This window comes from Lacinutrix iliipiscaria (genome assembly GCF_042686125.1).
In the GTDB taxonomy this organism is placed as follows: domain Bacteria; phylum Bacteroidota; class Bacteroidia; order Flavobacteriales; family Flavobacteriaceae; genus Oceanihabitans; species Oceanihabitans iliipiscarium.
In genome coordinates this window covers 1,103,525-1,115,228 of record NZ_JBHUOV010000001.1, presented here as the reverse complement: position 1 = coordinate 1,115,228, position 11,704 = coordinate 1,103,525, and the positions used below count along the sequence as shown (strand labels likewise).

General features: G+C 32.6%; 12 protein-coding genes. 4 read left to right on the top strand and 8 right to left on the bottom strand.

Annotated features, from left to right (window positions below):
• Nucleotides 1-73: 73 nt before the first annotated feature.
• Nucleotides 74-1,012, top strand: a complete 939-nt coding sequence (locus ACFS5M_RS04970; RefSeq protein WP_183486401.1) for an NAD-dependent epimerase/dehydratase family protein — start codon at nucleotides 74-76, stop codon at nucleotides 1,010-1,012.
• 86 nt (nucleotides 1,013-1,098) lie between these two features.
• On the opposite strand, the gene nqrF is transcribed toward ACFS5M_RS04970, so the two are convergent.
• The 6 genes from nqrF to ACFS5M_RS04940 are packed head-to-tail and all read right to left on the bottom strand — an operon-like array spanning nucleotide 1,099 to nucleotide 7,136.
• Nucleotides 1,099-2,409: an NADH:ubiquinone reductase (Na(+)-transporting) subunit F gene (gene nqrF / locus ACFS5M_RS04965; RefSeq protein WP_183487278.1), complete on the bottom strand. Its 1,311-nt coding sequence runs from the start codon at nucleotides 2,407-2,409 to the stop codon at nucleotides 1,099-1,101.
• A gap of 1 nt (nucleotide 2,410) precedes the next feature.
• On the bottom strand, nucleotides 2,411-3,124 hold the full coding sequence (nqrE, locus tag ACFS5M_RS04960; protein WP_183486399.1) for an NADH:ubiquinone reductase (Na(+)-transporting) subunit E: 714 nt from the start codon (nucleotides 3,122-3,124) through the stop codon (nucleotides 2,411-2,413).
• 51 nt (nucleotides 3,125-3,175) lie between these two features.
• Nucleotides 3,176-3,820, bottom strand: coding sequence for an NADH:ubiquinone reductase (Na(+)-transporting) subunit D (locus tag ACFS5M_RS04955; RefSeq protein ID WP_183486397.1), 645 nt, complete (start codon nucleotides 3,818-3,820; stop codon nucleotides 3,176-3,178).
• A 3-nt stretch (nucleotides 3,821-3,823) separates the two neighbouring features.
• Nucleotides 3,824-4,573, bottom strand: coding sequence for a Na(+)-translocating NADH-quinone reductase subunit C (locus ACFS5M_RS04950; protein WP_183486395.1), 750 nt, complete (start codon nucleotides 4,571-4,573; stop codon nucleotides 3,824-3,826).
• A 2-nt stretch (nucleotides 4,574-4,575) separates the two neighbouring features.
• Nucleotides 4,576-5,781 carry an NADH:ubiquinone reductase (Na(+)-transporting) subunit B gene (locus ACFS5M_RS04945; protein ID WP_183486393.1) on the bottom strand — a complete coding sequence of 402 codons (1,206 nt, stop codon included), beginning with the start codon at nucleotides 5,779-5,781 and terminating at the stop codon, nucleotides 4,576-4,578.
• The gene (locus ACFS5M_RS04940; protein ID WP_183486391.1) at nucleotides 5,781-7,136 is read right to left on the bottom strand and encodes a Na(+)-translocating NADH-quinone reductase subunit A; all 1,356 of its coding nucleotides are present in this window, start codon (nucleotides 7,134-7,136) and stop codon (nucleotides 5,781-5,783) included. The genes ACFS5M_RS04945 and ACFS5M_RS04940 overlap by 1 nt, the downstream gene beginning before the upstream one ends.
• Before the next feature lie 225 nt (nucleotides 7,137-7,361).
• On the opposite strand from ACFS5M_RS04940, the gene ACFS5M_RS04935 reads away from it, so the two are divergent.
• The 3 genes from ACFS5M_RS04935 (at nucleotide 7,362) to apaG (ending at nucleotide 9,914) form a co-directional block, all read left to right on the top strand.
• Entirely contained in the window at nucleotides 7,362-8,096 is a 735-nt protein-coding gene (locus tag ACFS5M_RS04935; RefSeq protein ID WP_183486389.1) for a DUF6090 family protein, read from the top strand.
• Between the two features lie 73 nt (nucleotides 8,097-8,169).
• A complete protein-coding gene (locus tag ACFS5M_RS04930; protein ID WP_183486387.1) occupies nucleotides 8,170-9,417 on the top strand; it encodes a type IX secretion system plug protein in 1,248 nt (415 codons plus the stop codon).
• A 110-nt stretch (nucleotides 9,418-9,527) separates the two neighbouring features.
• Nucleotides 9,528-9,914 carry a Co2+/Mg2+ efflux protein ApaG gene (gene apaG, locus ACFS5M_RS04925; RefSeq protein ID WP_183486385.1) on the top strand — a complete coding sequence of 129 codons (387 nt, stop codon included), beginning with the start codon at nucleotides 9,528-9,530 and terminating at the stop codon, nucleotides 9,912-9,914.
• On the opposite strand, the gene ACFS5M_RS04920 is transcribed toward apaG, so the two are convergent.
• Both ACFS5M_RS04920 and ACFS5M_RS04915 read right to left on the bottom strand, forming a co-directional pair.
• On the bottom strand, nucleotides 9,911-10,909 hold the full coding sequence (locus tag ACFS5M_RS04920) for a DUF6695 family protein (RefSeq protein ID WP_183486383.1): 999 nt from the start codon (nucleotides 10,907-10,909) through the stop codon (nucleotides 9,911-9,913). The genes apaG and ACFS5M_RS04920 overlap by 4 nt on opposite strands.
• Entirely contained in the window at nucleotides 10,902-11,627 is a 726-nt protein-coding gene (locus tag ACFS5M_RS04915; RefSeq protein ID WP_183486381.1) for an NRDE family protein, read from the bottom strand. The genes ACFS5M_RS04920 and ACFS5M_RS04915 overlap by 8 nt, the downstream gene beginning before the upstream one ends.
• Nucleotides 11,628-11,704 lie beyond the last annotated feature (77 nt).

The window sequence follows — 11,704 nt, the reverse complement described above, 5'->3', positions numbered from 1 at the left end:
ACCTATCTAAAGTAGTAGGTATAGAACTCGAAAAAAGCAAATAATATATTTTAAAAATTTAAAAAATAAAAATATGAAAACAGTAGGTCTTATTGGTGGATCTGGCTTTATAGGAAGTCACACTACAAAACAATTTTTAGAGCAAGGCTATCATGTAAAAGTGTCTGCAACTGATATTTCTAAACCAGAAAAATACGAGCACTTGAAACAGTTACCAAATGCTAAACATTTAGAAATTGTTCCACTTAAAGTTGAAAACAAAGAGCAATTAAAAAAATTTATAAGTGGTTGCGAAATTGTAGTTCATGGTGGCACGCCATTTAAATTAGATTTTGAAGATGCTAAGGCAGAATTATTTGACCCAACGATAAAAGGCACCGAAAACTTTCTTGAGATTATTAACCAATCTAAAGAGGTGAAAAAGGTTGTATTTATAGCTTCTATTGCAGCCTATAATACAGATTTTCCAATGCCTCCAGGCCATAAAAACCCTGAGGATACTTTTAACGAAAACGATACTCCATTTACAAGTGAAGCAAGTCATCCTTATGCACAAGCAAAGTTTATTGCCAATCAAACAGTTTCAAAGTTCATTCAAGATCACCCTAATTTATCCTTTGAAATTTCAAGTGTTTCCCCTGTTTTTGTAACAGGAAAGCCTTTATCAAATCGAGAAGATTCTACTTCAGCAGGTATGCAGTTTTTATTTAAAAACAAAATAGCTCCTAACCCATTCGTACAAATGCTTTATGATACTGATGCCGAATTTGCAATGGTTGATGTAAAGGATGTTTCTCAAGCTATTTTTAAATCAGGAACAACAAAAGGATTACATGGTAAAAACTATATTTTAAGTAGTGAAAGTTGGAAAGTCTCAGACATATCTGCTATGCTTAATAATGAAACTCCAAAAGGGAAAGCAAAAATGTTTTATCAAAATGATGCCGCAAAACAGGATTTAGGAATTCATTTTAATCCAGCACATGTCCCTTTAAAAAACTTTAGCGCTTAGGTTATTAATTAATAAAAGACCATTGTTATAAAAACAAAAAAGCCCAACATATTATGTTGGGCTTTTTATTTATTTTAAATGAAAGTCTATCCTCCAAAGTCATCAAATCTAATATGCTCATCTGGAATACCAAAGTCCTCTCCCATTTTTTGAACAGCTTGATTCATTAATGGTGGTCCGCAGAAGTATAATTCTATATCTTCAGGCGACTCATGATGATTTAAATAATTGTCAATTACACAATTATGAATAAATCCAACAAAACCATCTCCAGCTTCATCATTAATATCTGTTTTAACTTTCCAATTATCTTCTTCCATAGGTTCAGATAGAGCCATATAAAACTTAAAATTAGGAAAGTCTTTTTCTAACTTTCTAAAGTGCTCGATATAGAACAACTCACGTTTTGAACGTCCACCATACCAATACGTAACTTTACGTCCAGTTTTAATGGTTCTGAATAAATGGTATAAATGTGAACGCATTGGTGCCATTCCTGCACCTCCACCAACATATAACATTTCAGACTCAGACTCATTAATAAAGAACTCACCATAAGGTCCAGAAATAGTTACTTTATCTCCAGGTTTTTGGTTAAAAATATAGGACGATGCAATTCCAGGGTTAACATCCATCCATCCATTTTTAGCGCGATCCCAAGGAGGTGTTGCAATACGAACGTTTAGCATAATCTCACGTCCTTCAGCAGGATAAGAGGCCATAGAATAAGCACGCTCTACAGTTTCTGTATTTTTCATTACTAATGGCCATAAATTGAATTTATCCCATTCTGCTTGAAATTTATCAGGCGTTTCATGTTCTTCAGGATGTGCCGTAATATCCATTTCTTGAAACTTAATTTCACATGGAGGAATTTCAATTTGAATATATCCACCAGCTTTATAGCCCATATCTTCGGGAATCTCAACAACAAATTCTTTAATAAAAGAAGCAACATTATAGTTACGTACAACAGTAGCTTCCCATTTTTTAATTCCGAAGACTTCTTCAGGAATTGTAATTTCCATGTCTTGTTTCACTTTTACCTGACAAGATAAACGTGCGCCATGTTGTAATTCTTTTCTTGTAAAATGAGGCGTTTCGGTTGGAAGCGCTTCACCTCCACCAGATAAGACATGACATTCACATTGAATACATGTTCCACCACCACCACAAGCAGATGGTAAGAATATTTTCTGAGCACCTAAAGTTGTTAATAGTGTATCTCCAGATGCGACTTCAATTTCGCGTTCACCATTAATCATAATCTTAACAGGACCTGATGGTGATAATTTTTGTTTTACAAACAACAACAGAGATACTAATACTAAAGTGACTAGTAAGAAAGCTGCTACAGTTGCTATAATTGTTCCTAATGTACTTGCTGCTAATATCATGTTACTCATTTATTGTTGTATTGTTAGCTAACTCTTTTTCAGAATCATTTTTTACAGTTTCAATTTGTGCTGTTTTTTCTTCAGTAGTTTCTTCATCTCCTCCTGTTAACATACCTCCAAAACTCATAAACCCGATAGCCATTAATCCTGTAATTATAAATGTAATACCTAAACCTCTTAAAGCAGGTGGTACATTTGAATATCTTATTTTCTCACGAATGGCAGCAATAGCAAGTATAGCTAAGAACCAACCAATTCCTGAAGAAACCCCATAATTTAAAGCCAAACCAAAAGTCGCTATTTCTCTAGACTGCATAAATAAAGAGCCTCCTAAAATAGCACAGTTTACAGCAATTAATGGTAAGAAAATCCCTAATGAATTATATAAAGAAGGCGAAAATTTCTCGACTATGATTTCCACCAATTGTACCATAGTAGCGATAGTGGCTATAAACATGATAAATGACAAGAAGCTTAAGTCATAAGATGCATATTCTTCACCTAACCAAGACAATGCGCCTGGCTGTAAAATATACTGATCTAACAACCAGTTTAAAGGCACTGTGATTGCTAATACAAAAATTACCGCAGCTCCTAAACCAACTGCTGTACTTACTTTTTTAGAAACAGCAAGGTAAGAACACATTCCTAAGAATGTAGCAAATACCATGTTATCTATAAATATTGATTTGAAAAATAATTCTATATGTTCCATAATTATTTATTTTGATGAGATCCTGAATCAAGTTCAGGATGACAAGTCAATTTAATCCTCAATTAATGCTTTGTTTCTACTACGTTGTACCCAAATAATGATTCCAACAACTATTAATGCCATTGGCGATAATAACATAAATCCATTATTTTCATAACCAAAGGCATATAAACCTGTTTTAGCAATAGGATCACCTAATACAGGGATACCTAATAATGTACCAGCGCCTAATAATTCTCTAAAAAATCCTACTATAATTAGTATAACCCCATATCCTAAAGAGTTTCCTATACCATCTAGAAATGAACGCCAAGGTCCATTGGCTAAAGCAAAAGCCTCAAAACGTCCCATAATGATACAGTTTGTAATGATTAATCCTACAAATACTGAAAGTGTTTTACTAAGTTCGTAAGCAAAAGCTTTTAAGACTAAATCTACTATAATCACCAAAGTTGCAACTACAATAAGTTGTACTATAATTCTAATCTTAGAAGGAATAATATTTCTCATTAAAGAAATGACAACATTACCAACACCTAGTACAAACAATACAGATATTGCCATAACTATAGAAGCTTCTAATTCCGCAGTAATTGCTAAGGCAGAACAAATACCTAATACTTGTATAGTAATAGGGTTATTATCTGCTAATGGATCTTTAATTAATGCTACGTCTTTTTTTGATAAAAGTCCCATAAATTAATTCTTTTTTAAGTTTTCAAAATAAGCTACATAAAGCTTCAAATCGCTTCTAATCATCGCTGCTACACCATCGCCTGTAATGGTTGCTCCAGCAATGGCATCTACCTCATTATCTGATTTATCATTATTCGTTGGGTCATTATTACTTTTAGAGACAGTAATCCCTTTAAATTCCCCATTACTTTTAAGGTTTTCACCAATAAAATCGTCCATAAAGTAACGTTGTTTGATGTTAGCACCAAGGCCAGGAGTTTCACCTTTATGGTCGAAATAAGCCCCTTGTACTACCATGTTTTCATCCATAGCAACATAAGCCCAAATAGCATCCCAAAGTCCTTTACCACGAATTGGTGCGATATAGAATGTTTTCCCATCCTTTTCACCAATAAACAATGGTAATCTTCTTTCGTTACCAGCCTTAGCACTTGCTTGTTCCTTTTTAACATCAATTAAATAGGCTTGATCATCTTCGGTAACAGTAGTCCCATTAGTAATGACCAATTGTTGCTTGATATATTGATTGAACATTTCTGGTGCCTTATCGGTAGAAACGAAAACAGCAGAATTACCTTCATTTTCATTAACACCCATAGCATACAAAATGTTTTGTTGCTTTTCTAAACGTTTATTTTCATCAATATTTGGTTTCAAAGCTGAAGCAGCATAAGCTAACAATGAACCAACTATCAATACCATTCCAATAGCAAATAGTATCGTATATGAATTTTTATCTGTTCTTTTTTCCATGTTTAAGCCACTTTAGTTTTTAAACGTTTCAGTCTTCTTTTCACATTGCCTTGAACCACATAATGGTCTATAGTTGGTGCAAACACATTCATTAATAAGATAGCTAGCATCACACCTTCTGGGTATGCTGGGTTGAATACACGAATTAATATGGAGATGAATCCAATTAAAAATCCATAAATCCATTTTCCTTTATTGGTTTGAGAAGCTGTTACAGGATCTGTGGCCATATATACTGTACCAAAGGCAAAACCTCCTATAAGTAAATGATGCCACCATGTTGTGCTCATTAATCCGAAGAATTTACTGCTCTCTGAAATCCACCCAGAATCAACAACAAAATTAAAAATTAACCCCATTACAATTGCTCCAATAGCTGAAGACAACATGATTCTCCAGCTTCCTATTTTAGCGAAGATTAAGAATAATCCGCCCAATAGGATTAACAATGTAGAAGTCTCTCCAACTGAACCAGGAATAAATCCGAAGAACATATCAGCAACCGAATGAGTGATCTCGTTATTTTGCGCTAAGCTTCCTAAGATGGTTTCACCAGAAATAGCATCAGGTGTTCCTGCTTTTTCAACAGCACCATGAACCCAAACTTTATCTCCAGACATCCAAGTAGGATAAGCAAAGAATAAGAACGCACGAATGGTTAGTGCAGGGTTTAAAATATTCATTCCTGTTCCACCAAAAACTTCCTTTCCAATAACAACACCAAAGATAACTGCAACAGTTAGCATCCATAAAGGAATATCAATTGGCACAATTAACGGAACTAACATTCCCGTAACTAAGTAACCTTCTTCTACTTCATGACCTTTAATAACTGCAAAAATAAATTCGACAGCTAAACCTACGCCATAAGACACCGCAACAAGTGGAAGTACTTTCCAAAGTCCAACAACTAAATTGTCCCAAGTCCAAAACGATGTACTAAAGAAACCGTTAGCAGCTTCAATAGCTCCAGAAGCTAAGTGATGTTGATAACCTGCATTAAACATCCCAAAAATTAGACAAGGTATTAACGCCATGATTACTGTATTCATGGTACGTTTTAAATCGTCTGCTACTTTTATGTGTGTGCCATTATGAGTGGTCTCATTTGGCAAGTATAAAAAGGTATGGATTGCGTTAAACGCAGGAGCCATTTTAGTGCCTTTATACTTTTCTTTTAAATTATGTAAACTACTTTTTAAACCCATTATCCTATCTCTTTAAGCATTAAGTCTAAACCTTTTCTAATAATATCTTGATGTGGTTGTTTAGATACACATACAAATTCTGTTAATGCGAAATCTTCAGGAGCAACTTCGTACATCCCTAAAGCTTCCATTTCGTCTAAGTCTTTATACATACAAGCTTTAAGGATTTGCATAGGAAAGATATCCAAAGGAAATACTTCTTCATATGTTCCTGTGGTTACAAAAGCACGATGCTCTCCGTTAGTATTTGTATTTAAATCGAATTCTTTTTTAGGGAAGAGCCATGAAAACGTTAAGGCTCTTGAAGTAGATATTTTATTGAAAATTGGCTTATTCCATCCAAAAAATTCATAATCATTCCCTTCAGGTATTACAGTAATTGTGTTGCTGTAATAATCTAAGAAACCATCAGGCTGTACTTGCTTTCCAGTTAATACGTTCCCTGATATAATACGAATATTATCATTCTTATCTACACCATTATCATAAATCATTGACGCCACTTCAGCACCTAATTTAGTAACAAAGTATCTTGGCTTTTTTACTGAAGAACCGGTTAAAGCAATAATACGCTCGGCATTAAATTTTCCAGTTAATAGCAACTCACCAATAATTACAAGATCTTGCGGATTAACAGTCCAAACGATTTCACCTTTATTTACAGGATCTATTTTATTGATTTGTGTACCAACATTACCTGAAGGATGCGGTCCAGAAACTTTATGAATAGTAGCTCCAGAAATATTTGCTAGAGGTGAATTTCCATTCTTACCTACGCTAATATGAACTTCACCTTCTGTAAGTTTGCTTAGTGCAGTAATAGCTACTTGCAATTCGGCGTCTTTACCTTGTAACGTAAAATCTAAATCTGCAGCTAAAGGAGCAGAGGCATATCCTGAAACAAAAATAGCTTTAGGTGATTTCTCTGGATTAGCAATAACGTCATAAGGACGTTGCTTAATAAATGGCCAGCATCCTGAAGCTAATAAATGTGCTTTAACATCTTCAGGTTTTGCAGCATCTAAATTAAACTTACCATGGTCTACATAAGTTTGTTCTTTGTCTGCTTGAAGTTTAACGGCTAAAATTTTACGCTTCTCTCCACGAGGTATATCAATAATTTCACCAGAAACTGGAGAAACAAATTTTACATTTTCGTTAGATTTATCGTAAAAAATAGGCTCACCTGCTTTTACTTTAGTTCCAACTTTTGCAATTAATTTTGGGATAACACTGTGGAAGTCTTCTGGTCTTACTGAATAAAAGTTGCTAATAATGGCATTTTCTTTTGCCTTTTCTGCAGCGCCTTTTAATTTAATGTCTAGACCTTTTTTAATCTTAATGTCGTTTGACATATTATAAATCTATTTGTTAATAGTTATATTGACTTTAATTTTTAAGTGTTTTAAAAATCGATGCAAATTTAAGAATAACTAATCCGTTTTCATAATAAATTGAATAGAAATTTAATCACAATCAACCACGTCAATTTTCAGCTTTAAAAATTGTTTACCTTTAGCTCAGATTCTATAAAATCATTTATGATTAAATTCTTTAGTAAAATTCGCAAAAATCTTCTCATGAAAAACAAAACATCAAAATATTTTAAATATGCCTTTGGTGAAATTATACTTGTTGTTATTGGAATATTAATAGCGCTGCAGATTAATACTTGGAATGAAAATAGAAGAGCGTCCAATGAAGAAACTAAAATATTAACTGCGCTACGAACAGATTTTAAAGATTCTAAAATAAGGATAGAAAAAACCATGTCTATGCAACAAAAAGCATTGAATCATAGCGCTACACTTATTAATATTCATGAACGCCAAGATGAAAAAGAATTTAAATATTTCGATACAAATCTCGACTCTTTAGACAACCTTATTGTTTATGGAAAATCTTGGTATAGGGCAGAACCTGTTACTGGAGCCTATAATGCCTTAATAAGTGCAGGCAAAGTTGATTTAATAAAAAATGAAAAACTAAGAAATATACTCGCACAATTCTCAGCTGATTTAGAATCTGGTTTTGAAGATCAACAAACCGCAATGAATTTGTTACATGAGCTCACTAAGACAAGTAGTGATATTTTATTAAAAATTACGAGTAATAAGTATCGAAAACGTTCTAACTTAAACCCAAGACCTAAAGACACTTTAGTCGTTGCAAAAAAATTCTTCACTAATGATTCATTTTTCGGGAACCTACTTGCCAAGTCTTATGATGAAAATAATAGATTAGCAAGACAGCAAAGTATGTTAGATCAGACAAAAGCTATATTAGAAATTATTGACAAAGAGCTTAATAAATAACTCATTAATTCGCAATGGAGTTTTTAGGCATAAATTTTGTTTATATTTACTGTCAAACAAAAACATTACACTTGTGAATTTTAAAACTCTTTTCATTTTTCTTTTTTGTATTACATCAGCATTTAGTCAAGTACAAACAGAAGTTGCTCCTCCAGACTATATAAAAACAATTACTTTTAAAGGTAATACGCCAGAAAGTCAATTGCCTATTTTAAAACTTGGTGAATACTTAAAATTAGAATTTGACGCTTTAAATGGCGATGAAGAAGATTATTATTATGTAATTGAACATTTTAATTACGATTGGACGCCATCAGTATTATCTAAAGTAGAATACTTAGAAGGCTTTGACAACCAGCGAATTTTATCTTATGAAAACTCATTTAACACCTTACAAATTTATTCAAATTACAAGCTTACGATCCCAAATCAACGTGTACGTCGTTTAAAGATTTCTGGAAATTACATGATAAAAATATATAATGATTATGACGAGTTAGTATTCTCTAGAAAATTTATGGTATATGAAAATAAAGCTAATGTTGGCGTGGCCATAAAAAGATCTCGTGATGTTAGAACTATTCAAGAAAAGCAAAGTGTAGATATTAGTATCTCTTCAACAAGTATGCGTTTTACTAACCCAAAACAAACTGTAAAAACAGTTATTATTCAAAATAACAATTTAAACACTACTATTTCTGGGTTAAAACCAATGTACACCATAGGCAACGAACTTATTTATAAATATGATACTGAGTCTAGCTTCTGGTCTGGAAATGAGTTTTTATGGTTTGAAAACAAAGATATTAGAGCTTCAAATACAGGCATACAGTTTATTGATTTAAAGGAATTATACCATAATTATTTATACACCAATGTTATTAGACACAATCAACCTTACACGTACAATCCAGACATTAATGGTAATTTTTTAGTAACAGCAATTGATGCTGAAAATCCTAGCATTGAAGCGGATTATGTTTGGATGCATTTTTCTTTATTAGTAGGAGAACTCTCTAAAGGTCAAGAGCTTCATGTTTATGGTAATTTTAATAATTACACCATTGACGAGAGTACTAAAATGATCTTTAATGCAGAAGATTATAAATATGAAAAGCAAATCTTATTAAAACAAGGGTTTTATAATTATAAATATGTCGTTGTAGAACCTGATGGCACTATAGACGAAGGAGCAATAAGTGGAAACTTTTATCAAACTGAAAACAATTACAAAGTATTAGTTTACTACAGAGACTTAGGAGCTCGTTATGATAAAATTGTTGGATTGGGTGAAGGCAATTCTGTAAATATTACTAATTAATTAGTTAATTAACCTATATTTATCGTTTAAAGCACCACAATAATAAATTTTCATATCATTAATTTTATTATTTTTGATTTTTTAAAAATCATTGATTCTCAATAGTTAATATGGTTCAACAAGTCACAAAAGGCATTAAAATTTCGGTAGAAACTACCTTTGAAGGCACATTTTATAAAAATTATAAAATACAATTTGCCTTTGGATATCGAGTTACTATTGAAAACCAGAGCAAAGACTCTGTACAGCTTAATGCAAGACATTGGACTATCTTAGACGCTTTAAATAATATAGAAGTTGTTTCAGGTGAAGGCGTTATTGGGAAAAAGCCTGTTTTAAAACCAGGAGAATCTCATACTTATAACTCTGGTTGTTTATTAACATCGCCTTTTGGAGCTATGCAAGGGCATTACGAAATGGTAAACTTTACAAACACTAAAAAGTTTAATGTAACTATACCTACTTTTAAACTTAGTGCACCTTTCGCCATAAATTAACCCTCCTTAATTTTAAATCTATACACCTTTTCATTCTGTTTTACATGAAAGAATTTACAATTTGAATAGTGTATAAATTCAAACTCTTCATGATAATTAAATCCTGTCTCATCAATTTCATATATGGCATGAACATCAATATTGCCATAAGGAGAAATACGTCTGTAGGCATATTCTAAAGTGTGGTCTGTTTGATGCAGTTCATACCAAGCTCCAGCAGCAATACCTGAAAGCCATTGTGCTTTTTCATGCAAATCATCAACAGGTTTTGGTTCTAAGGTTCCAACAAAAGTAGGCTCATGATTTTTTAATCGATCTAAAAAATAGCGTCTATTATCTTTGCTTACAGATGATTTATACTCAGAAATCACTCCTGCTTCACTCACTTCAAATATTTGGTCTCCAGTATTAGCAATCACCACATTACCAACTGTACTAGGTGTAAACCATTTAGAGCTAATCAATTTCTTCTTAATATTAGTATTGGTTACTGAAGCAATCAAAGAATCGGTTACAAAACGAGCACAATTACAGGCATCTTTAATAAAAGCTGCATATCTAATAAAATCACGTTGTTGCATTTTTGTAATATGTTGTCTTGCTAAGCTATAATCGACTTGATCACAAACAGATGCTATAAGTTTACCATCTCCATGGGTTAATTTAGGGTGTATTCCCAGGAATTCTAGAATATCGTTTAAGTTTTGGATGGTATTGTTTTCAATATGAGCAACAATAGGAAAATGCAGCTCATGATCTGTATCTCGGCCTCTCACTCTTCCGTTAGGTTCTGGGGTTATATATCTTCCAAAATCATGATACTCTAAAACACCTGTAGCTTTTTCAATAAGGACTAATGCAGCATGTCCTGCACGCAAATAATTCTTTTTACCAACACCTAAATAGCGCAGAAATGGAGAAAACCACTCTTCAGAAACCATTACAATAGTTTCTGGATATGCAAGAGTTAAAATAATACCTGTATTGTTATTCATGAATTGTTTCAGGAAATAAAAAAATAGTTGAAGTAGAAGTGTTGTCTTGAAGATTTTCAAAATTCATCATAATTTCTTCATTTGTTTTTTCTACTTGCGTTATACTTGTTGTTTTTACAACATGACGATTCATAACAATTCCATAATCTAAATTTTCAACATGGGTGTTTTTATGAAATTGTAACGCTTTCGCGGAATTTAATTCGTTATTGCTTTTAAAAGCATGAAACCATTGTTCTCGTTCTTCTTTCATACGCTGAGAATATAACGTAGAAGACGACCAAATTCTAGGTTCTTTGGGTAGTGTTTTAAAATGCTTTTGAAAGCCATCCCATACCAACTCAAAAAACTTTAAATGATCATTCCAATCTGCTATCACTAAAGTAAAAGGTTCAATATCTAAAAGATTATAGGCCTTAATTTTAGTTATAATATCTTCGGAAGCTAATAAATCGGTAACCACAGTCCCTCGACTTATTCTATATTTATTTTGCCGTTCATGGTATTTAAAACCTCCATTCAACAAACAAATTAACCTATTGTGTTCACTTATACCAATCCATGTTCCTCCAGCTTTTTCATCTTTTGGAAACAACATTTTAGTACTATTTATAGTATAAAAATCAGGAGATAAAGACACACGATTAGGTGCTTCATCCCGATTAGAAGTTAGCACAAAATCATTTTCACCTTTAGGTATAATTGTTACTGTACACATGGTTTTTGTAGTCTACAAACTGGATGACAACTTACAAAAAAAATCATTAAAAAAATTGTAACTTTGCACTTCAAAAT